This window comes from Paenibacillus sp. FSL H8-0282 (assembly GCF_037963825.1).
GTDB classification, from domain to species: Bacteria; Bacillota; Bacilli; order Paenibacillales; family Paenibacillaceae; genus Paenibacillus_AQ; species Paenibacillus_AQ odorifer.
Genome location: NZ_CP150146.1, coordinates 5653029 through 5675946, shown reverse-complemented (window position 1 = coordinate 5675946; position 22918 = coordinate 5653029). Strand labels below are relative to the sequence as shown.

General features: G+C 47.0%; 21 protein-coding genes, 1 pseudogene and 1 riboswitch. Of the genes and pseudogenes, 20 read left to right on the top strand and 2 right to left on the bottom strand.

Features of this window, described 5'->3' with window-relative positions; genetic code table 11:
• Window positions 1-154 precede the first annotated feature (154 nt).
• From NST94_RS24610 to NST94_RS24595, 4 genes are read left to right on the top strand one after another with little or no spacing between them, the layout of a single operon-like run.
• Window positions 155-997, top strand: a complete 843-nt coding sequence (locus NST94_RS24610; protein ID WP_254848867.1) for a glycosyltransferase — start codon at window positions 155-157, stop codon at window positions 995-997.
• Window positions 994-1914 (top strand): glycosyltransferase, encoded by a 921-nt coding sequence (locus tag NST94_RS24605; protein ID WP_111505479.1) that lies wholly within the window; start codon window positions 994-996, stop codon window positions 1912-1914. The genes NST94_RS24610 and NST94_RS24605 overlap by 4 nt, the downstream gene beginning before the upstream one ends.
• The gene (locus NST94_RS24600; RefSeq protein WP_076142551.1) at window positions 1911-2648 is read left to right on the top strand and encodes a glycosyltransferase family 2 protein; all 738 of its coding nucleotides are present in this window, start codon (window positions 1911-1913) and stop codon (window positions 2646-2648) included. Before NST94_RS24605 ends, NST94_RS24600 begins: the two co-directional genes overlap by 4 nt.
• 47 nt (window positions 2649-2695) lie before the next feature.
• Entirely contained in the window at window positions 2696-3427 is a 732-nt protein-coding gene (locus NST94_RS24595; RefSeq protein WP_076130445.1) for a sugar phosphate nucleotidyltransferase, read from the top strand.
• Between the two features lie 65 nt (window positions 3428-3492).
• Here the strand turns inward: NST94_RS24595 and NST94_RS24590 are convergent, their stop codons facing one another.
• Window positions 3493-4008 (bottom strand): GNAT family N-acetyltransferase, encoded by a 516-nt coding sequence (locus NST94_RS24590; protein WP_076187147.1) that lies wholly within the window; start codon window positions 4006-4008, stop codon window positions 3493-3495.
• A gap of 195 nt (window positions 4009-4203) precedes the next feature.
• Here NST94_RS24590 and NST94_RS24585 point away from each other — a divergent pair, with 195 nt between their 5' ends.
• From NST94_RS24585 to NST94_RS24530, 12 genes and pseudogenes are all read left to right on the top strand, one after another.
• Window positions 4204-4491, top strand: coding sequence for a hypothetical protein (locus tag NST94_RS24585; protein ID WP_036679726.1), 288 nt, complete (start codon window positions 4204-4206; stop codon window positions 4489-4491).
• A gap of 24 nt (window positions 4492-4515) precedes the next feature.
• Window positions 4516-4860 carry a hypothetical protein gene (locus NST94_RS24580; protein ID WP_036679724.1) on the top strand — a complete coding sequence of 115 codons (345 nt, stop codon included), beginning with the start codon at window positions 4516-4518 and terminating at the stop codon, window positions 4858-4860.
• A complete protein-coding gene (locus NST94_RS24575) occupies window positions 4857-5159 on the top strand; it encodes a hypothetical protein (RefSeq protein ID WP_051491084.1) in 303 nt (100 codons plus the stop codon). The genes NST94_RS24580 and NST94_RS24575 overlap by 4 nt, the downstream gene beginning before the upstream one ends.
• A 4-nt stretch (window positions 5160-5163) precedes the next feature.
• Entirely contained in the window at window positions 5164-5580 is a 417-nt protein-coding gene (locus NST94_RS24570; RefSeq protein ID WP_076187150.1) for a hypothetical protein, read from the top strand.
• 142 nt (window positions 5581-5722) lie between these two features.
• A complete protein-coding gene (locus NST94_RS24565; RefSeq protein WP_076302427.1) occupies window positions 5723-6253 on the top strand; it encodes a GNAT family N-acetyltransferase in 531 nt (176 codons plus the stop codon).
• Between the two features lie 1906 nt (window positions 6254-8159).
• Window positions 8160-8258: riboswitch (purine riboswitch) on the top strand.
• 70 nt (window positions 8259-8328) lie between these two features.
• Window positions 8329-9666, top strand: a complete 1338-nt coding sequence (locus NST94_RS24560; protein ID WP_076302428.1) for a 5'-deoxyadenosine deaminase — start codon at window positions 8329-8331, stop codon at window positions 9664-9666.
• Window positions 9667-9839: 173 nt separating this feature from the next.
• Window positions 9840-10379, top strand: a complete 540-nt coding sequence (locus NST94_RS24555) for an RNA polymerase sigma factor (RefSeq protein ID WP_179088262.1) — start codon at window positions 9840-9842, stop codon at window positions 10377-10379.
• The gene (locus NST94_RS24550; protein ID WP_175623585.1) at window positions 10376-11542 is read left to right on the top strand and encodes a hypothetical protein; all 1167 of its coding nucleotides are present in this window, start codon (window positions 10376-10378) and stop codon (window positions 11540-11542) included. Before NST94_RS24555 ends, NST94_RS24550 begins: the two co-directional genes overlap by 4 nt.
• A 206-nt stretch (window positions 11543-11748) precedes the next feature.
• The gene (locus NST94_RS24545; protein WP_076302430.1) at window positions 11749-13647 is read left to right on the top strand and encodes an LTA synthase family protein; all 1899 of its coding nucleotides are present in this window, start codon (window positions 11749-11751) and stop codon (window positions 13645-13647) included.
• An 8-nt stretch (window positions 13648-13655) separates the two neighbouring features.
• On the top strand, window positions 13656-15071 hold the full coding sequence (locus NST94_RS24540; protein ID WP_076302431.1) for a hypothetical protein: 1416 nt from the start codon (window positions 13656-13658) through the stop codon (window positions 15069-15071).
• Between the two features lie 287 nt (window positions 15072-15358).
• A pseudogene (locus NST94_RS24535) lies at window positions 15359-16291 on the top strand (IS1595 family transposase); the annotation flags it as partial.
• 77 nt (window positions 16292-16368) lie between these two features.
• Entirely contained in the window at window positions 16369-17283 is a 915-nt protein-coding gene (locus tag NST94_RS24530) for a phosphotransferase (RefSeq protein WP_339281394.1), read from the top strand.
• A 307-nt stretch (window positions 17284-17590) separates the two neighbouring features.
• Here the strand turns inward: NST94_RS24530 and NST94_RS24525 are convergent, their stop codons facing one another.
• The gene (locus NST94_RS24525) at window positions 17591-18349 is read right to left on the bottom strand and encodes an AAA family ATPase (protein ID WP_038573143.1); all 759 of its coding nucleotides are present in this window, start codon (window positions 18347-18349) and stop codon (window positions 17591-17593) included.
• A gap of 253 nt (window positions 18350-18602) precedes the next feature.
• Between NST94_RS24525 and NST94_RS24520 the strand changes: the two genes are divergently transcribed.
• The 4 genes from NST94_RS24520 to NST94_RS24505 all read left to right on the top strand — a co-directional run bounded on the left by NST94_RS24520 (window position 18603) and on the right by NST94_RS24505 (window position 22741).
• Window positions 18603-19703: a DUF3880 domain-containing protein gene (locus NST94_RS24520; RefSeq protein WP_076098583.1), complete on the top strand. Its 1101-nt coding sequence runs from the start codon at window positions 18603-18605 to the stop codon at window positions 19701-19703.
• 54 nt (window positions 19704-19757) lie between these two features.
• Window positions 19758-20873: a glycosyltransferase gene (locus NST94_RS24515; RefSeq protein WP_076187192.1), complete on the top strand. Its 1116-nt coding sequence runs from the start codon at window positions 19758-19760 to the stop codon at window positions 20871-20873.
• 53 nt (window positions 20874-20926) lie between these two features.
• Window positions 20927-21097, top strand: a complete 171-nt coding sequence (locus NST94_RS24510; protein ID WP_175617396.1) for a hypothetical protein — start codon at window positions 20927-20929, stop codon at window positions 21095-21097.
• A gap of 171 nt (window positions 21098-21268) precedes the next feature.
• Window positions 21269-22741, top strand: a complete 1473-nt coding sequence (locus NST94_RS24505; RefSeq protein ID WP_076302432.1) for a glycosyltransferase family 4 protein — start codon at window positions 21269-21271, stop codon at window positions 22739-22741.
• The last annotated feature ends 177 nt before the right edge of the window (window positions 22742-22918 follow it).

Genomic DNA, 22918 nt, shown 5'->3' with positions numbered 1-22918 from the left:
CGCAATGTATCTAAGCCGAAGTTTGGTGGGGAGTACATTTGTCCTGTTTTCAGAACGACAGGAGACAATTGCCGTTACCCTGTGCGTTGTAGTACATAAACTGTGATGTAACCCTCAGCCTGAAGAATTGGCTCTGTAAGGAAGGTGGATGAGCATGAAGCCCAAACGAACTTCTGCCCGCCGCACAGGGCGGCGGGTCTCTCGGATGAAGCGGCGGACTTCACGCCCAGTGCGGCAAGTCGCTGTAGTCCCTATAGTTAACCATCCTAATCCCTATGTTTCGGTTATTATTCCAGCCATGAATGAAGCTCAGACCATTGCGGGAGTGATATCTGGAGCCAGAGGGGTCCATCCGCGCTGCGAGGTAATTGTGGTCGTGAATGGATCCACTGATCAAACGGCAGGGATTGCACAATCGCTAGGTGCGCGTGTTATTTCCTATGAGTTGCCGCTTGGACACGACGCTGGCCGTAGTGTGGGAGCTGAGGCAGCCAAGGGAGAAATCCTATTGTTTACAGATGGAGATTTGGTGATACCTGCTTCGGGGCTGCGTCCTTACGTCACTGCTGTTAGTGGTGGAGTGGACATAGCGCTTAATGATTATTCCGGTCCGGTCCGGAAGCTGTCCCCCCATCCGGTGGTGCTGTCTAAACATGCACTGAATATTCTGCTTGGCCGTCCAGATCTGAAGGGATGTTCGATGACGGCAGTTCCGCACGCAATCAGCCGCAGAGCACTTGATATTTTAGGGAGCGATTCATTATCACGTCCTCCACTGGCGCATGCCCAGGCAATTCTTAGTGGACTGCAAGTGGTAGCCGCTCACAAAGTACCTGTAGGGAAGTTAAATGCGGTGAGACGCAAGGAAGACGGCATAGATCCATTGCAGCAGTTGATTACAGCGGATCATATGGAGGCTGTATCCCTCTTGCTGGAACATCGGGGGAACAGAGCGGGCTTTGGCGACGGAGCCCGGCGCAGAGAGATGGTGAGATGATGGTTGCAACTTTACGAGGCACAGCAGCTCGAACGGCAAAGAAACGCCCAATCCGTCACAGGTCAGCCAATCGCTCTGTAAAAGCCAACGCTGCTGCTCGCCCGCTTCTGTCTCGGCAATCGAAGGCAGGCAAGGAGACTCTGAAATTACCGAAGTTACGTGGGACTTTGTCAGTCATTATCTCCGCGCGTAATGAGGAGCAGACCTTGTCCCGTCTGCTGCATCAGGTTGCACGGCTTGAACCTGCAGAAATTATCGTCGTACTTAATGGCTGCAGTGATAACTCTTTTCCTATTTCTAGACAACATCGTCAAGCCATTGTAGTACACTGCCCAGAGTCTGTCGGACATGATGTGGGCCGGGCTATCGGTGCAAAGCTGAGTCGCGGGGATATATTGCTTTTTCTGGATGGAGATATGGTCATTCCGGCCTCTCAGCTCGTTTCATTCACGGCGGCTGTAGATCGCGGAATTGATGTAGCTCTTAATGATTTAGACTCACTGATGCCTTCCTTTGGATTATGTGATGATGTCACCCGCAGCAAACTGTTTCTGAATTATGCTCTGGATAGGTACGATCTCGGGGTTAGCTCTATGACAGCTGTTCCTCATGCGCTTTCGCGGCATGCGCTTGAGACCATAGGCTACCGTGAATTAATGGTTCCACCTAAAGCCCAAGCTCGCTCTGTATTAGAAAAGTTACGGGTGGAGAAGGTAGGAACGGTAAATGTTATTAAACATAATCGGCTGCGCAAGGCAAATACAGGGGTTGGAAATGCTGTGGAAAAACTGATCATAGGAGATCATGCTGAGGCTCTACATGAGGTTCTTTCCCGGCGAAAAGCTGGCGGTCTGCTAAGTAGTGAAACACAGCGTGAGTACCGCAGACAGGTAGCCGCTTGGAGGAATCGGATATGACGCTGACGAGTATTATTATTCCAACCTACAATGCGCTGCCCTTGCTGCGGGCCTGTGTGGAATCTATTCGTGCCTACACTCCGCCGCCTTATGAGATTATCGTAGTGGACAATGCTTCAACGGACGGAACAGACACCTATTGCCGTGCGAATCATATAACGTTTATTTCATTGCCAGACAATCGCGGCTTTCCAACTGCATGCAATTTGGGGCTACAGCTAGCGTCAGGTGATGAAGTCCTGCTGCTGAATAACGATGTAGTGGTGTCTCAAGGATGGTTAACTAATCTGAAGAGGGCTCTATATAGTGCTCCTGATGTAGGTATTGTTGGACCAGTCACAAACTATGCCAGTGGACGTCAACAGGTGAAGACCGATTATGAAGGTCTGATAGGTTTTCATCAGGCTGCTGAGAGGGCGAACCTTCCAAATCCCCAGAAATGGCTGGAGACGAGACGGCTGGTAGGATTATGTTTTTTATTCAAAAGAGAGCTGCTAACTTCCGTAGGTCTACTGGATGAGAGATTCTCACCTGGACATTACGAAGATGATGATTATTGTTATCGCGCCAGGATAAAGGGATATCGGCTGCTTATCGCCGGGGATTGCTTGGTGCACCATGAAGGAAGTGCAAGTTTCAAGCAAGTTTACAATACCGGACTGCAAGAACTGGTGGAACGAAATCGCAAGATCTTTATAGATAAATGGAATGTAGATCCTATTAATTTTATATGAAGTGCAGATCCGAAGGCAAAGGACGTAGATAAAGAGGAGGAAAGTAAGTGAAAGGAGTCATACTGGCGGGCGGAACAGGATCTAGACTTCAACCGCTGACCCGGCTTATGAACAAACATTTGCTTCCGGTCGGCAAATATCCTATGGTCTGTTACGGCATAGACCGGCTTCGCCGGGGAGGAATTACCGACATTCTTCTGGTCATAAGCAAGCAGTCTGCTGGCCTGTACACGGATTTTTTAGGCAGCGGTGCTGCATTTGGTGTATCTCTGACCTATAAAATTCAGGAAGCTGCCGGAGGCATTGCCGAGGCGCTTGATTTAGCAGAAGGGTTCATTTTCCCAGGGGAACGATTTGTTGTATTGCTCGGGGATAATCTTTTTATGGATGATCTGAAGCCTTATGTGGAGAGTTATCTTCGTCAGCCGGCGGGCACTGCAAAGGTGTTGCTGAAGCCGGTGGAGGACGCGCGCAGATACGGTGTACCTGTATTTGATAGTCAAGATGCGGCATGGATTGCTTATATCGAAGAAAAGCCTGAGCATCCGAAGACCAATTATTGTGTAACTGGTATTTATATGTACGATGAAGCTGTATTTGATATCATCCGGCGGGTATCGCCTTCCAAGAGGGGGGAGCTGGAGATTACCGATGTAAATAATATATACGCCGCTGATCGCAGACTTAGTTATGATGTGCTTAAGGATTGGTGGAGTGATGCGGGGACGTTCCAGTCTTTACACGAGGCGGGGGAAAAGTTAAAAGATGCACTGCCATAAGGCAGTGCTTTTTTTGTTGTAATCCTGCTATAGATAGCCGCAAGGGCTTTGAAATCACACGTTACTCAGAGAGCTCGGGGGTTAGAAATCCTCCACCAGATTAAATCCTCAGTTTCTTTGTATCTCTCAGAGCCTAGACGCTCCAATACTTTGTGGGAGGCTGTATTATCTTTTTCAGTGTCAGCGATTACATAGACAGCTTGGGGATGGGAGAAGATCCATGCATTAATTGTGTGTAGTGCCTCTGTTGCATACCCTTTTCTTCTATATTTCTCATCAATCCCATACCCTAGAATAACCTCGCCTTTCTCATTCGGGTAACCTTTAAGGATAATGAATCCTATAATACATTGATCTTCCCGATGGATGATGGCCCAGTTCGTTAACCATAGGTAATGGTCGGGGTCCTGCTGCACCTTTTTTAGCCTGATCTGCATAGCATATTGCATTTCATCATCAAGCGCCGCACTGATGGCAGCTAAGCCTAATTGTTGCTGTAGCTCCGAATAGTTATCTATTGCTAGCGAGAGCTCTGGGGCAGTTAAAGGTATTAGATCGATACGCTTGCTTTCAAGCTTCATATATTCCCCACCAACCTTTGGTAAACTCAGGATTGCGCATTTCACATTTTAATCCTTTTAAATGTACTTAGCAATAACGTAATTTTTATGTCATTCCAGTCACGAATAGAGCCTTAACTTGTCGAGGATCCCGGCACCGTCCCGGCTCCTGCCGCATATGCTGTAGCAGGGCGTTTGAGCAAAGGAGACATGAAGGTGCAGAGTAAAATAACTAAAGTCCTGCAGCACATGGCCCATACGCACGAACAGATGGCGCGGATATTAGACGCTGAGCGCCATGTGGCTGTCCGTATGTCGCAAATTGTCCACGATCTGCCAGATGCGGAGCCTGATTTTGATGGGATCAGCGGGATGATCGAAAGCTCAACTCAGGTAAACAAGAATATTATTGCTTACTTGAATGCACTTGCAGATCTGGAAGAAGCGATGGCTGATGGGGTAGGCAGAGTGATTAAGGAATTGAACGGTCAAGAAGAAGAGTAACGCTATAGGAGCAGGAGGCGGAAGATGAGCAGAGAAAAGGCTTATCTGCAAATGCTGGAGTCCACCGCCGCCATCCAGTGGAACGTTGCGTTGATTCTGGAAGCTAAGGCGGTTGAAGCTGAAAAGGTAAAGCAGTGGGCACAGCATCATATCCACGCTAGAGCCTTTGATTCCCACAGTGAGCAACTGAAGGAGTCCCTCTCTATACACGAGGTCATCGTGGAGATGGTCGAAGGGCTGACCAAACTGGAGAACGGACTCTACAGCAATTTAAAAGCAGTGCTGGGCAGTGGTGAAGACGATGGTGGCGGGGAAGGTTTTGGAGACATGTCAGGTGATGGCTTTAGTTTTGGAGAAGACAGCAAATGAGCGGGGACCGTCTCTCTGAACATGCCGTCAAGCTGGAGATGATTCGCTCCATTTCGCGCAGTCAGGCTGCTTTGGCGGCCATCTTGGAGAGCATCGCCGAATTGACGGAGCAATCTGAGTTGACGGCCCGCAAATTGAGCGACAATATCAGGATTTTAAGTGGGTATCAGAGTGCGATGTGCCGGATGATGTCCGGGATTTCACTACATCGTCCTAAACGGGGAATTCCTGCTGCGCCATGGCTGAGCAAGGCATACGCCGTAGGAACCTCCAGAGAACATGGAGCACAGGAGGAATAGAAGCATGAAGAAAAAAAGCCGCAGAACGCTAAGTTCAGGCAGAACCCGTAGACGCACATTGCTGCTCTCGCGGAAAGCAAAAGTTCGTAAAGGGCTAGCCCGTAAATCCCGCAGAGTTCTTGCCCGGAAAACTGCTCGTTATGGGAAGTCGAAAAAAGGCCTATTGCTACGCAAGAAAAGAAGACTTCGTCGTAAGCTTGTTCGTAAAGTAAGGGTTGCGCAGCCACCGGTGATTGTGGTACCCGTGAGCGAGGCTCCGCCTGCTCCACAGGTAATTCCGCTCCCCCCGGAGCTGGGCGTTTCGCCGGAAACGCCTCCGGCAGACGCCTTTCAACAGGGCTACACCGAAGCATACAACGTGGGGTTCGACGCCGGTTTCGCCAAGGGCTTCGAGGACGGGCATAAGCTGGAATTCAGCTAGGAGACACAGATGACAAGATCCGCTCCGTCCGTGAGCGGGTCTTGGGGTTTTCGTGCGGACTGGTTTGCTGCGCTGCCGATGTGATAAACTTCATAATGAAAGTGAAAATAATATGAGGTTAAGATGAAGGCAGGGATGATTCATGGGTACTGAGATTCGCAGAGCACGCAAAGATGAGATTGATGAAATTATGGAGCTGATTGCCAAATGCGTACAGGTGATGCAAGCAGGTGGCAGCGATCAGTGGGACGAGCATTATCCGAACCGGGAGATCATCTCCCTTGACATTGAACGTGGCAATCTATGGGTATGTGAGGAGAACAATGCGGTGGCCGGCATTCTAGTGTTGGACGAGCACCAATCCGAGCAGTATGGGAAGATTGACTGGACAGAAACGCAAGGGCCTCATTTAATTATGCATAGATTGGCTGTGCATCCCGAAGTTCAAGGGAAGGGAATTGCACGCCGTCTTAGCACTTATGCAGAAGAATATGCTCGCCAGAATGGTTATTCCAGTATCCGTCTGGACACATATGCTAAGAACACTGGGGCACTCGCCCTATATCCCAAGTTAGGTTATGATCGCAGGGGTGAAGTAACTTTTCCGGGGCGCACCGCTAATTTTCCGGTGTTCGAGAAGGTTCTAGAAAAGCACGGAAATTCGAAAGCTTAACAAAGCAAGAGAACCAGAGGATATCTCAGAGCCACCAAATGGCTGCTGGGATATCCTTTTTTTGTGGAAATAACACCTTTCTCTAAACAAAAAAATTGTTTGATTAGGTAGCATTTGCGCTTACGGAAACCCTGCTCAAAAGGTGATGAATTTGCAAAAAAGCGTCATTGGAGTCCGAAACCCTGCTCAATAAGCGAAAATGTGCAAATAGCGTCATTGGAGTCCGAAACCCTGCTCAAAAGGCGATAAGTGTGCAAATAGCGTCATTGGAGTCCGAAATACTGATCAATAAGCGAAAATGTGTAAATAGCGTCAGCTGGGTCCGAAAGCATCAGTGGCAGAGTATGACTCGACACTATCGGACCCAGATGACCTTAAACGTGGAATTTTCCCACATTTGGGATGCTATCGGACTCCAGCGCAGCTAATGGTATAAAACACATTGCATATGGACCTGTTTCGAGAGAATAGCGTCACTGGAGTCCGAAACCCTGATCAATAAGCGAAAATATGCAAATAGCGTCATCTGGGTCCATAAGCATCAGCAGTTGAGTATGACTCGATAGTAACGGACCCAGATGACCTTAAACGTGGAATTTTCCCACATTTGGGATGCTATCGGACTCCAGCGCAGCTATTGGTATAAAACACATTGCATATGGGACTGTAACGAGGAAATAGCGTCACTGGAGTCCGAGATCTTGCTCAAAAGGCGATAAATGTGCAATAACGTCATCTGGGTCCGAAAGCATCAGTGGCAGAGTATGACTCGACACTATCGGACCCAGATGACCTTAAACGCGGAATTTCCCCACATTTGGAATGCTATCGGACTCCAGCGCAGCTATTGGTACAAAACACACTGCATATGGACCTGTTTCGAGGGAATAGCGTCACTGTAGTCCGAAAACTTACTCAAAAGGCGATAAATGTGCAAATAGTGTCATCTGGGTCCGAAAGCATGGAGGATTATGACTCACCAGTGGTGTGGACGTAGCGAGAGCAGTAGAAGCAGAAGCAGAAGTAGATGTAGATGTAGACGTAGCAGTGCAGAAATAAGAGTAGTGTAGGGGCAGTAGTAGAAACAGAAGTAGACGTAGCAGTGTAATAGTCGCAAGGGGAACATAGATGTGCAGAAGTAGAAGTAGTGTAGGGACAGTAGTAGCAGAAGCAGTAGAAGTAGCAGTGGAGTAGGCGCAGGGAGAAAGTAAAAGTGCAGAAGTAGGAGTAGAGTAGGAGCTGTAGTTGTAGTTGTTGTAGCAGTAGACGTAGCAGAAGCAGTAGACGTAGCAGTGTAATAGGCGCAAGGGGAACGTAGAAGTGCAGAAATAAGAGTAGTGTAGGGGCAGTAGTAGAAGCAGTATCAGTAGACGTAGCAGTGGAGTGGGCGCAAGGAGAATGTAGGAGTGCAGAAGCAGTGGAGTAGGCGTAGGGGAGAAATACAAGAAGCCGAAGCAGTGCAGAAGTAGCAGTTGAGTAGCAGTAGGGTCGGCATAGGTCAGTTAGATGAATAGAGCTAGACGTGCACTAGCGGGCTCTGACCAGTTTACCATATTGCGCTATATGCACAGCGGTTTAGCACAACGCGTTAGAGTAAGCAGAGATACTGTCCGAAATGGCCGACCTAATCGAACGAAACGGCTGTCTCTTAAGCCATGAAATAGCTCTCGGATAGCTTATTTTCTATGTTTTCCTGACAGTAAATCTGACGCAAAGTACAGGGTGTCGTGATCGAAATTTTCTTCAAACAGAATAATCGTGATCATAAATCGAATTATGTTATTTAACATAACATAAAATACTAAATCACTTTTATGAAACAGTATTAATAAAACGAAATCAATTTTATATGTCATGTATATTGACATATAACCTGTCTTTAGATTATTATTGGACTATTCAAATTACAACTGAATAGTCTTTTTTTCGTATATCCTTAATAATTGGTTTAAGGGTCTCTACCGGGAACCGTAAATTTCTGGCTACGAAAATATGCTCAGGCATATTTTTGTGGCCTTTTTGTGTTACAAGCGTGAAGTTGTGCTGGAATTAACTCAATGAGGGGGAGAAGGGCTATGGGGAATATTTTGATCAAAAATGCCGAAATCATTACGATGAACAAGCAAGAGGAAATTATACACGGGGATGTCCGGATTAAGGATGATCTCATTGTTGAAATCGGCACTGGCCTGATCCCGCAGGGCGACGAGCAGATCATTGATGCTACGAACCGTACATTGATTCCGGGTTTTATCCAGACTCATATTCATTTATGCCAGACGTTATTCCGAGGTAAAGGGGACGATCTGGAGCTGATGGATTGGCTGCGCAAACGAATCTGGCCATTAGAGGCCGCGCATGATGAAGAATCCCTTTATTATTCGGCTATGCTTGGCATCGGCGAACTGATCACCAGCGGCACGACGACGATTGTGGATATGGAGACTGTCCATCATACGGATTTTGCGTTTCAGGCTATAGCTAAAAGTGGAATCCGGGCCTTGTCCGGCAAGGTGATGATGGATCAAAAAGGGGGAGATGTGCCTGAGGCGCTGCAGGAGGATACCGCATCTTCTTTGCAGGAAAGTGTCGATCTACTGGAAAAATGGAATGGTTATGGAAACGGCCGGATTCAGTATGCATTTTCTCCACGTTTTGTGATTTCCTGTACAGAGCCTTTATTAACCGAGGTGCGAGATCTGTCCGCAAGATACCATGTGAAGGTGCATACTCATGCGTCTGAGAATTTAGGGGAAATTGAGATTGTGCAGGCCATGACTGGCATGCGTAACATCGTCTATCTGGACCATCTAGGATTAGCCAATGAACGGCTTATACTGGCGCATTGCGTGTGGCTGGATGCTGAGGAGCGGCGGATTTTGCGGGATCGAGGAGTGCATGTAAGTCATTGCCCGGGTTCCAATCTGAAATTGGCCTCCGGAATTGCCGACACACCAGGGATGCTTCATGAGCATGTTTCTCTTAGTCTGGGAGCGGATGGCGCTCCATGCAATAACAATCTGGATATGTTTAATGAGATGCGATTGGCGGCGATTATTCAAAAGCCTCATCACGGACCCACAACCATGGATGCCCGCAGTGTATTCCGTATGGCTACTATCGGTGGGGCGAAGGCCGTAGGGATGGAGGATAAGATCGGGAGTATCGAGGTAGGCAAAAAAGCAGATCTAGTGCTCCTTAATCTCTACAATTTTCATACCTTCCCCTCTTACGACGTAGATCCCATCTCTAGAATTGTATATTCCGCTACGCGGGCAGATGTGGAGACAACGATAATCGACGGGGAGATCGTGATGGAAAGAGGTTTGCTAAAGACTGTGGATAAAGAAATTGTACTAAATGAAGCTAACCGTTCTATTAAAAGATTACTCACGCATACCTCGATCGTTTGAGGGGAGAGGTCGATTCGGATTCGGATATCTTATCATTCGCAGGGGATCATCACTGGACCCCCTGTTTTTTTATGAGAAAATATGAACATAAGGGAACTAAAGTGCCTTTTGTGAGGTCGTATTAAGTGAGGTGAAGCTAATTGGAACTGGAAGGTCTTCAGCATAGCGAGACGATGAATGAACAGCAACTAAGAGAAATCATGAGCCGTTACGGAGAGGATATATGGAATTATATCTATTATCTTACCAAAAATTCTGAACAAGCCGATGATCTGGCTCAAGAAGTATTCATTAAATGTTATTACCGGATTGGAACGTACCGGGGGAATTCTTCATTTAAAGCATGGTTGCTTACGATTGCCAGGAATACTGTTTTTTCGCACCGGAAATCGCGCTTTTTTCGTTCGGGCTTATGGGGTGGTGTACAGCCATTGTCCACGGTTGATGTGAAGCAGCGGGAAAAAACTGTCGAACCTCTTGGCGTAGCCCGATCTGCGGAGATGGAGTATTTGGGTAATCAGTCCATTGGTGAGATATGGGATCTAATTATGGCATTGTCTCCAAAGCTGCGCGAAATATTGGTCCTGGATTTGAAATATGAGCTCTCTATAAAAGAAATAGCTGAACTGATGAACTTGAGTCACGGAACGGTAAAATCAAGATTGCACCGAGCGCGGCAAAAAATTCAGAACAAATTAAAGGGGGTAGAATGATGGAGGATCATAAACCGGAATGGTATGCTCAGGCCCGAAAAGGACCTTTTGGAAATGAAAAGTTTACTATGAGGCATGCAGACAACGTCATTCGCCGAATTCAAGAAGATCAACAGGGAGCGAAATCTTACTCAGGAAAAAGACTGCCTGTGCAATTGTTGGCTGTGGCGAGTTTTATTGTATTGTTGGGCTTAGGTGTATTCTTTCTGAACGGAAGGTTCCTCGGTAATGAATCAAGCAACCCTGCGCAAACTGAGGTTTCGTCGCATTTCACGGAGGCTGAGCTACAGCGGAACGCAGATCAGGTGATGCAGAGTTTACTTGGAAAGACTTATCCGCTAGATCACCGGGAATGGCTTAAGGAGCAACAGCAGATATTTTACTCTTACCAGAAAGGTGAGGACTCCGCATATATCTGGATCAATTATGAGACAGGAGAACTGGTGCAAACGAAGATGAGTAGGATTCTGACAGCTGCGGAGATCGACGCTGAAATGAATACCCGTGCGGAAGAGATCAAGGGCAAACTGGGTTATGCGAATGATTCAGCTTATGAAGTGCTCAGATACGTTGAATATGATGTTACACAACATTCTGGCGTGAAAATTGAGAATAACTTTAGGGCGGAGAAATGGCGTATCGGATTTGTAAATGGTGAATTCGATTACGCATCAGCCACGCTTGAGGCCTCGGCGGTATCAGAAGAGATGCGTCAAGCTGGGGAACAGGCCTTGAAGGTGTTGAGAGGTAACGGAGGTGAAGAGCTTAGTTTAGTATTTCGGGCTATGGACAAGGATCAGGATACGCTTACGCTGCAATACGGATCAAAGGTTTCGGTTACGTTCGATACTGTTACTAGAAGGATTGAGCAGATTAGTGATACAAATCCTCGTGCTAGTGATAAAACAGATCCCAAACAACTAACGGTATTAGACCGGGAGCTGTCTCTAATTGATGGGGATCGCCTACGTGAGAAGGCAGCACCTCTGCTGACTAAGATATTTAGCGTTGCTGATGTGAGCGAATATAGCTTGCTTAAAAGAGATCAGGAGCCCGGGAATCTCACCTTTCATAAGCTTGGCAGTCCTGAGATCACTGTATATTATGATAGTGATTTAACGATCTGGAAGGTAAAAGAGGATTTGCCAGCAAGCCAGTCTTAGATTGAAAGGCATAACATAATAGGCTTAAATAGGGAGATTCCACAGCCGAAAAGGCGTGGGATTTCCCTATTTGTAGTGGGAGCGAAAGGTGCACATTTTTGATAAAAAAAGTAAGTATTGTTATACTAGAACAATCTGATATTTTACAGAAAAGATGAATAGAGTTCATAATCAGAACAAATGAAAAGGTAAGAGGGGATTAAAACGTGAAAAAGCACGGGCCGAATCGAGCTCAGTTCTATATTGTTGTCCTGCTGCTATGGTTGAAGCTGCTCCTGCTGAGAGTGCTGTTCTTTGATAGAATTGCTTGGGAGTGGATTGCAGCAGATGTTGCTCCAGTCCTCTTCATCATGGGGATACTGACAGTCATTACTCCTTCGCGGGTGAGAACAGCTGTCTATTGGACATTTAACGGGATATTATCGCTGCTGCTGTTCGCAGCCAGTGTATATTTCAATCACTTTGGTTCTGTTCCTACGTATCTGGCTTTATATGAACTGAATCAGGTGTTTCAAGTGAAGGCAAGCGTAGAATCAACGATACAGACTATTGATTATTTATTTTTCGCTGATTTTGTGATCATGGCAATCTATGTCTTGATCCGCAGATGGAAGCATGGAAAAGCCTATCCGCGTGAGCGTGAGCGATTCAGCTCCCGGAACACACGATTGGCACATATGATGGTGATTCTGGTGGCTATTCTTGGAGGTTTTGCTTTATCGGCCAATTCTGTCAATTCTGCGCGGGGAATTACAAATGAGCTTGTGCAGGCAGAAAGTGCCGGATTCCTGAATTATGAGGTCGTTGCCGCAATTAAGGTCAAGGAAGATAACAATCTCATTGGAACCGGAGATATTAAGGATACCATCGCGAAGATTGATGAACTGCAAGCTTCCTATCCTTATAGTAGTAAGGCCGCGGGCACAGCACCTGATTATTTTGGCTCGCAAAAGGGCAAAAATGTAATTGTCATCCAAATGGAAGCTTTCCAAAACTTCCCGCTGCATCAATCCCTGAAGGGTCAAGAGCTGACTCCAGTGTTGAACAAGTTGGCAGATGAGGGATTTTACTTCCCCCATGTCTACCAGCAGATTGGTCCGGGCAATACTTCTGACGCTGAATTTATGAGCAACACGTCGATTTATCCAATCGGGACCTTGGCAATGTCCACTGGATTCGGGGACAGAGAACTGCCGAGCCTACCACGTCTGCTGAGAGATAAAGGATATGAGGCGTACACCTTTCACGTGAATCAAGTGGGCTTTTGGAATCGGAATGAGCTATATCCTGCACTTGGATTTAACGGCTATTATGATAAAGATTATTTTACCAATGATCATTTTAATGCGTTTGGTGCTTCCGATGAACAGCTTTATATTACGGGTGTCGAGAAATTGGCAGAGCTGCAGAAGAAAGGAACTCCTTTCTACGCACAAATGGTGACGGCGTCCAGCCATCATCCCTTCCAAATTCCGGACTCTTTTAAGAAGATATCAGTGCCTGATGAGTTAAAAAACACGATGCTTGGCGATTATTTGACTGCTATTAACTATACTGATTATGCCATTGGAACTTTAATAGAGGGTTTGAAGAAAAATGGAATGTGGGATAACACTGTGCTGGTGATGTATGGCGATCATTTTGGCTTGCAGCCGCAGGATGTGCCACCGGAGCAAGTAGAAAGTGCGTTGGGGATTCCATACGATTCCCGGATCAGTCGCTTTAATATTCCATTGATTATACATGTACCAGGAATGGAGCAAGGGAAGGTAGTAGAGAGAACCGGTGGACAGTTGGATATTCTCCCAACAATAGCTAACCTATTGGGGGTTTCTTTAAAAGAAGAAGGTTATACAGCATTTGGTCATGATCTCTTGAACATTGATCGTAATGTGTTAGGGATGCGGTATTATTTGCCTTCTGGTTCTTTCTTTAATGATGATATTCTCTATGTGCCTGGTAAAGATTTTGCTGATGGTAAAGCTGTGTCGTTGGATACGCTTAAGCCAGTATCGGATTTCACAAAATATCAGACTGATTATGAGTATATTTTGAAGCTAATGAATTTGTCCGACGAATATGTGAAGCTGTTACCACAGAGATAGGGGGAATCATGAAAAAGTTCTGGAAACCGGAGTATCTCGTAGGCCTTGCCGGCTGCGGTATCATTATTTATTTGCTATTCGTAGGGCCATTTATTGGTGTTGCCGATAACGGAGATTTTCTGCGTATGATGAATACCATCGGTCTGAACTACTATGATACTGGAGCATCGTATGCCGACCAGTTTTTCAATTTTAGTCATTCCAGTTTTGCGTATGAAAATTTATTTAGAGGTTTTTATCCATCCTCACAGATTTTTATAGTACTTGTGCCGAGATTGATCGGCGGGCTCATCCATGGCAGCTTTTTTGATGTTCGTTTGCTGGGTGCAGTTTATGGGCTTCTTTTACTGGCGGCAACTTGGCTGCTGGTGAAGTATAATGCTCGTGGCTCTTATGTTACAGGGCTGCTGTTGGGAGCAGCTATCTTATTTGTATTTTACGATATCGGGTATGTGGCCTATTTCAACTCCTTGTTTGGAGAACCAGTGTCGATGGTGTTTATGCTGCTGACATTTGCATTAGGATTAAGATTAACCAGCCAAGAGAAGCCAACCACTAAAGGATTAACCTTATTTTTTATCGCGATTCTGTTTCTGGTCACCTCCAAAATCCAGAATGCACCGATTGGGATTGCCTTTGCACTGATTTTCTTGCGGTTTATGATGCTTGACGGAGAGGGCAAATGGAGGAAGCTGGCGTTACGTTTTTCGATTGCCATCTTTCTTGTATCCATCGTTTTGTATGTGGCAGCGCCAAAAGATCTGAAGCATATTAATCTGTATCAAACGGTGTTTTTTGGGATTCTAAACGAATCGCCGGATGTGAAGGGAGACTTGCAGGATCTCGGATTGCCGGAGCGGCTGGAGGTACTGGCGGGTACAAATTATTTTCAGACCGATACAGTGATTAAGCAGGATGATCCTTCGCTGGTTCCGGACTTCTATGACCGTGTATCTCATAAAGATGTATTGTTCTTCTATCTGAAGCATCCGGACCGGTTGATAGATAATATGAAATATGCTGCGAGTAACAGCATGGCGATTCGCCCGTATTATCTAGGAAACTATGAGAAAAGCGAGAATAAACCAGCAGGTGCATTATCCTATACTTACAGTGCATGGAGCCAATTCAAAAACAAACATATTCCGCACACGCTCGGATTTCTCTCCATATTCTATCTGGTGTATTTTGCGGGAGCCTTGTTCCAGTATTTCCGCAGCAGAGATATTCGTGGCAAAGTTGCCGGCGAGCTGCTGATGCTGCTAGGGCTAATAGGGATTTTCTCCTTCTTGGTTCCGATTCTTGGGGACGGAAGGGCTGACATCGGTAAGCATTTATTCTTGTTTAATGTGTGCTTCGATATGATGGTTGTAGTCATGTTTGGATGGATTGTTCACAAGCTGACGGGGATTGCGAGACGCTAATTTCAAGAACCTATCAAACACAAAATAACACAAAGCAAACAGCAAGTTTCCGATTTGGAGACCTGCTGTTTTTTTAAAAATATGGCTATGTTAAACTTTGTTGTTGATATTCCATAATTACGAACAAACGTTCTATAATAAGGGCGATATAACTGTTCGGAGATGATTTGCCCATGGATTTAAAGGAACTGAAAAAGCTTGCTGATACGTTGGACGATAATGGTAAGCGAGAACTTATCTACTTTTTGCAGTCCCGAACCAAGGGAGTGGCACTTCCAGTTCGAGCGATTGATGAAATTCAAGAGCAGAAGCATAAAGATGGACTTGTTTGCCCGCATTGCAAAAACCATTCTGTTGTTCGATTTGGAAAGTAGGCTGTAAGAACACGCACTGGAGAGGTTAAACGTCAACGTTACCGTTGTAAGTCCTGTCGCCAAACATTCAATGACCTTACGAACACCCCTCTGCAACGAATGAGGCGACCTCATATGTGGGTTCGTTTTATCGAATGCATGATTGAGGGCTTTTCTCTGAGAAAATGTGCAGAGCAGTTAAACGATGAAGTCACGCATGTCACCTTGTTTTACTGGCGGCATAAGATTCTTTCCGCTCTGAAGCAGATTCCAACCGAAGCATTTCAAGATATTGTTGAAATGGACGAGACCTACTTTCTTTACTCGGAAAAGGGCAAGCGGAATATTACCGAACGCAAGCCACGTAAACGTGGCGGCAAAGCGAAATATCGTGGTATAAGCCACGATCAAGTGTGCGTGCTGGTTGCCCGTGACCGTCAGAAAATGACTTACTCTGGCGTACTTGGGCGTGGACGTATTCGGATTACAAAATTAGACGAAGCGATTGGTGGTCATCTATCTGACTCAAACGTGTTATGCACTGATTCATGGAGGGCATTTAGCTCCTATGCGAATTCAAAAGGCATGACTCATTACCGATTCAAGACCGACGGAAAACAACGTGTGAAAGGCGTGTACCATATCCAAAACGTAAACAGCACCCACAGCCGCTTGAAGAAATGGATGGATCGCTTCAATGGTGTTGCAACAAAGTATTTGCAGAATTACTTGGCGTGGTTTCGTTACATAGACAGCAAGGAATATGAGAATACCGCATCGAATAAGAAAAATATGTTGGTCAAATCGTGCCTGTTTACTGTGACCGACACGAACACCAAACTTCGGCTTTCTGCTTATTCTTGTTAAGCTAACGGGCAGTTATGCGTAACTTTTAGGGAATGTAAACATCTAAATAACGTAAGGAACGAGGAGGCAGACAATTCATGGGAGGAACGAATGTATGGGATGCGGAGTGGGAGGTTAACGAAGAGCAGGCGCGGACGCTGATCGGCAGACAATTCCCTCAGCTGTCATCGAAGCAAGTGAAGCGATTGGGCTGGGGCTGGGACAATACGGTTTTTCTCATCGGTGACGAGTACGTGTTCCAGTTTCCAAGAAGAACGATTGCAGTTGGCTCGATTCGTATGGAAGGGAAGCTGCTGCCAAAGCTGGAGGCATATATAACCATCCCCTATCCGAAACCGTTGTTTTATGGCGAAGCAAGTGACGAATACCCGGCACCATTTCTTGGCTATGCCTACGTGCTAGGAGATTTCCCAATCGGTTTGACGGAAGAACGCCGGGCTTTATCGGCAGAGACGCTGGCGAAATTTTTGCGGAGATTGCATGAGTTTCCGGTGCAGGCGGCGCTGAAGTGCGGAGTTCAGCAAGATCATCGAAACTTGACGGACATAGCATCGCGCAAAGTGAAATTGGAGGGCTTTCTATCGAAGGTGGTTGAACACTTGTCGCCGGAGGAGTCCGGTGTGATCGAAGCGTATATTAGCGGGCTGCAAAAGGACCGTGTCGAGGCGGTGAATGCACTGCTACATGGCGATCTTCATTTCAAAAATATGCTTGTGAATGAGAACGGGATCGTTTCCGGCATCATTGATTGGGGCGATCTGAGCGTAGGCCATCCGGCTTGCGATTTGAGCGTTGCTTATAGCTTTTTACCACCTTACGCTCGCGGCGTGTTTTTCGAAACGTACGGAGGAGCGGACGAGGAAACGAAGCTGCTGGCGCGGCTAATCGCGGTATACATCCCCATACTGATCTTAATGCAAGCGGTCGATGACGGGAATGAAGCAATTGCGGCAGAGGCGAAATCCAACATCATGCGGGCACTGTCGGATTAGGCTTATTATTTCGTTGCGGCTATGGGGCTATGGCTATCGGCACCATTTTGTCGTTTAAAGGCCGCGATAAGGTACGATCCGCCTTCTCTGATGCCGCTTTATGTTGAGGAACACGAAATTCAACAGAGTAAGTCGTTGCGCTAACGGGACACGGCTAGCAATAAACCGCCTTTTCAACGAAGGCGGTTTTCTTATGGTCAAATATCAAACATAGACAAAAATATAAGAATTTATATGTTCCATGTTGTAAATATCCTTATATTTCTCGCTTAAACGCTTACCGTCCTTATAGGGACGTCGAAGGCGGTTATGCTTGTTCATCTTCAAATAACTCACGCAGCATCCCTTGACGATCGTTCATAAACGCTTTGGTCACGGTATAATGTTCAGTTTCCTCTAAGGCAACGGATCGTATTCCCTCTCCCTCCAAGAGAAAAATTTCAGCACCGGGATAGGACATCAGAATGGGGGAATGCGTTGCGATAATGAACTGTGAATCCTGCCCGACCAGCTCATGCATACGCACCAGCAGAGACATTTGACGTAAGGGGGAAAGCGCTGCTTCAGGCTCGTCGAGGATATAAAGACCGCGGCCGCCGAAACGGTGAACGAATGTAGCTAAAAAAGACTCTCCGTGGGATTGCTCATGCAGAGATTTGCCTCCGTAGGAGTCTTTGATCGGTGGGCCACCGGGTTGTTCATCCAACTCATCAATATAAGAAGCCACATTATAGTAACTCTCCGCACGTAGAAAAAAGCCGTCCTTCGGCCGTCTAACCCCTCTAGCAATTCTAAAATACTCATAAAGATTCGAATGCGAGGAACGAGTGTTAAAAGAAAAGTTTAGCGTTCCACCCTCAGGGTTAAAGCCCCAAGCAGCAGCAATTCCCTCTAACAAGGTTGATTTGCCTGTGCCGTTCTCTCCAACAAGAAAGGTCACTGGTTTTTGAAAAGTCAGGCGATCCAGCGTTCGAACAGCAGGCAGATGAAATGGATAGGTTTGAAAGGATGGCACCAGATCACGCAGCAGCTCCGCGTGTCGCAAATACAACGTGGTGTTATTCATAGTTCCCCCCTTGTGAATTTCAAAAAGTAATCATCTTCGGACAGATTGGACAGAGATGACAAGTTTAGTGCCTCTAGCTAGACCTTTATAGTATAACAGCATCCAGCGAGTGGATGAAATCTGACGGGGTTCGGGCAAGCCGGGCAAAAGACAGGGTACATCTGCCAATTTAGTTCTAGTAATGACAGATGTCCATGAGGCGAGTGCTGACTCCGCATATAGTTATACTGTCTTGAGAATACAACGGGGCAGGGTGAAGGCCGTGAAAGCGAAAAGGAGAAAACACAAGCGTCCGCGAGATTATCGCGACGGTTATCACGAAGGATATCGTCTTGGCATGTGTGAGGCTGTGCAGCGTCGGAGTACTGTAGAGGTCGAAGCCTGTCGGCCATTTAAGCTAATGTATGTTCCTCAAGGGTTCCATGCAATCGATACTGGGGTAATTGAGGCGCTTCAGCAGCTTGTAAGTGAGCTTGTGATAAGCACTCCAGAAACTATGCTGGAGACCGCAGCTCGGGAGATGCCCGGGGCAGTGCTGGTTATGAATGGACTGCATGTTTTTCCGGAAAATCATTTAGAACAGATTACAGAAATCAGAAAGCTGGGCATTCGGACTGCGATCTGGTTTGTGGATGATCCTTATTTTACAGAGGATACTTCAGTGATTTGCCGGCATTATGATCACGTCTTTACGCATGAGCTCGGTTGTGTGGAGTTTTATCAATCCTTTGGAGTTCCATCCGTTCATTATTTACCGCTTTGCGTCAATCCAAAGATGTTCTATCCGCGCCGTACGGCACCGCAGTATAAGTACGACATTGTGTTTATTGGCAATGCATTTCATAATCGGACAGCGCTGTTTGATGAACTTGCCCCCTATTTAAAGGATAAGAAGGTGCTGATCGCTGGCGGCTTCTGGGAACGGCTTGCGACTTATGACCAGCTTGCCCCTTTTATTAGCAATGGCTTTATCCCACCTGAGGAAACTGCGAACTATTACAGTGGTGCAAAGCTAGTCATTAATATTCACCGTCCGTGGGAGGAGGGGCAGGATAACCGGAATAGCTTCCGTTTACCATCACGCTCTATCAACCCACGTACTTATGAGATCAGTGCCTGCGGTACTATGCAGCTTACGGATGTTCGTGAGGATCTGGGCAATTATTATCGGCCAGGTTATGACTTGGATACTTTTGGCTCTGCTAAGGAATTGCAGGAGAAGATTGAGTACTATCTGAAGCATGAAAAAGAGCGCCGAATTTACGCTTTACGGGGACTACAGACAACCATGCGGAACCATACATTCACTGCGCGTTTGCCTCATTTGCTGAATGTGATTGCTTCAAGTGTATGAAATCTATAACGGGATAAAGGAGCGAGGATGATGATAAACAACAATGAATTTATTATGCCTGCACCACCGCTACCACTGACACCTCCAGAGGAAGAAAAGCTTCGTGGTCGTCTGAGTGGTTTTAAGGGCGGATATGATGAGGGATATTTACGGGGACGGCTTGCGATTTTAGATGGTCGGCCAGAAGAAGTATTTCCTGTACGGAATATTCATGTAATGTATGTGGCTTCTGGTAAAGGATATCCCTACTCTCCATTAGACGATGCAGTCCTCTACGCGCTGCAAAAATTAACCACACAAGTCACGATAACAGATGTGCGTCAAAACTTAGTGGAGTTAGCCGCCGCTCAAAGACCGGATCTGGTACTTGTGCTGGATGGTATGGATTTACCGCTTGAGCAGATCTCCGTTCTTCGGGCTAGCGGGATTAAGACAGCCATTTGGCTTACAGATGATCCTTATTACACTGATTTTACAGTTAAAATTGTGGCGCATTACGATTTTGTGTTCACGCTTGAGCGTAATTGTATTGATTTTTATAAGGGACTTGGCTGCCCTGAAGTTCATTATCTTCCTTTTGCCGCTCACCGCGAGCATTACCGTCCAACTACAACACGTTCACCATTGAATCGCGAAGTTAGTTTTATTGGCTCTGCCTATTGGAACCGGGTTAATTTCTTCCGTGAGATTCTTCCGGATTTGATGAACTATAACACGGTGATTAACGGCATCTGGTGGGACCGTCTGCCTGAGGCGGCACTCTATGGAGATCGAATTGAGATTGGTAAGTGGATGTCACCACAGGAAACAGCGGTAGCTTACAGCGGATCCAAAATCGTCATTAACCTCCACCGCTCGCACATTGATGAAGTAGTGAATAACAATACGCTTTCGATTCCGGCGGTATCTCCTAATCCGCGTACTTTTGAAATCGCGGCTACGGGTACGCTGCAATTAGTAGATGCCAGAGATGATATGGGATCTTTCTACAAACCTGGCGAAGAAATTGAGACTTTTGCAAGCCCTCAAGAAATGATGGATAAAATCCGTTTTTACCTGACTCATGAGGAAGAACGCCGTGCGATTGCCCTGCGCGCTTTTGAACGGACGCTTAAAGATCACACCTACACCAAACGTATACACCAGCTGTTAACAGTAATTTATGGCTAGGTCATATGCCCGGAAATGGAACGGAAATGTGCGCTTACCAGGGGACAGGTGTCGTGCCGGCATCTGTTTTTCCTCGATATACTGTAGAACCGAACCTCAGCTTATGCCTGTGGCCTGATGAAAAGAAGCAACGTCTGGAGCGGGCTTGTATAGCGGAGCGGAAGCAACTGGCTAGATTCGAGAGCAGAGTGGAAGTGAAGGGGCGAAGCTCGGGAGCGAAGTGAAATTGACTGACGAGATTCTAGAGCTAAGCGGAAGCGATGTTGCGAGTCACAGGAGCGACCATTTTCAAAGAGAGTTTTACTGCGAAGGATAGAACTTAGCGCAAAGTTTGTAAATTTTTTAAGGAGGTGAATGGCTGCTCCAGGCCCCTCGTTAGGGAGCGCCGAAACGCCATGGCTGACAAAGCTACAATCGTCCTCTTTTCACATGTATCCAATACACGCAGTATTACGGGAGCGGAGAAGCTATTGTTGTTTTTCGCTCAGGAGCTTTCTCCGTACTTTAATTGTATTCTCGTTGCGCCTCAGGACGGCAAGCTGACTTCTCAGGCTCGAAGCTGTGGAATAAGTGTACAGTTGCTTTCGATTCCTCTTTTATATGGAATGTACACTCCTTATGCAGGGTTGGAGGCAGATGCTCGGAAATTCCAGGAAAGCAGGGAGTATCACGAATTAACAGACTGGCTGAATTCCCTGCGCCCGGCGTTTGTTATTACAAGTACCTGTGTGCATGCTCTGCCAGCAATGGCTGCAAAGTCACTGGGCATTCCGGTGATATGGAAAATATCAGAGACGATAACAGACAATGAATATACAGCTATTAGTGTAGGGCTGATTCATCGGAATAGTGATGAGATACTAGCTATTTCACAAACAGCTGCAGCTTGCTTTCCAGAGGACGTGAGAGCGGAAAAAGTGATCCAGCTGCCTCCCTCTTGGAATGATAAAGAGATGATGATTGAGGCTTGGAGTAAGCTTCGGAGCGAACGGCGGCGGGAATTGCGGGTTAAACCGCATGAACAGCTGATCGGTTATATTTCTTCTTTTATCAACAAAGAAAAAGGTCTAGAACATTTTGTGAAAATGGCTGTGCTTGTGCACGCGGTTCATCCAAGCTCGAAATTTGTTGTCATTGGGTCAGCTGGCGATAAAAGCTATTATGAGCGTTGTGTCCGCAAGGTAAAGCTTGAGGGACTGTACACCCGGTTTAAATTTGTTGGTTATGCTGAATGTCTTCCATCTGCCTATTGTGCCATGGATGTGCTAGTGGTTCCTAGTCTGATCCGCGAAGGCTTCGGCATGACTGCTCTGGAAGGAATGGCTTTTGGAAAGCCCGTGGTCGCTTACGACTCTGGGGGCTTGCGGGAAATTCTGCACGCAGCGGGCTGTGGCGAAAATCTCGTGCCAGCATCGGACATTTCCGCGCTGGCAGAAAGAGTCAACGTCATGCTGGCGCAGCCGGGACTGGCGTTAACTCTAGGCAGTCAAGCGCGGGAGCGCGTCGACGCCGTCTATGGTCCGGCGGCTTATCGGAGCCGCCTGCAGGGTCTTGCGGAGATGTGGAACCTCCGCTATTGCAGCGCACCTGCGGTGCGCGAGGCTGACAGCGTGGTGGTGGTGGAACCACCTGCTGTCCAGCCTGATTTACCCGCAGCGTCGCCGGCTTTGCCGGCGCGAAGCAAGGGCCTGCCAAGCCGCGTCGCCCGCAAGCGGCGCGGCAAAGCCCGGGCGCGCCGGCGAAGCGGGCGCCCGTTGGTTTTGCGCCGCGTTGCTCGCAAGCGGCGTAAAGGTTCTGCCCGGCGGCGCAGCACTGCCGGGGGCAAGCGCCGCCGGGCCCGCCGCGGTGGGCGGCGGCGCGCGGCGTAAATGCCTCGATTGCAGCGAAGCGGCAAGCTGATTAAAAAGAGAGGCATATCTGCCCTCGACTGCGTGGAATTCGGCTAGCCGAGTGCAAAGAGAGGCATATTTGCCCTAGATTGCGGCGAAAGTGGCCAGCTGAGCAAAAAGAGAGGCATATTTGCCCTAGATTGCGGCGAAAGTGGT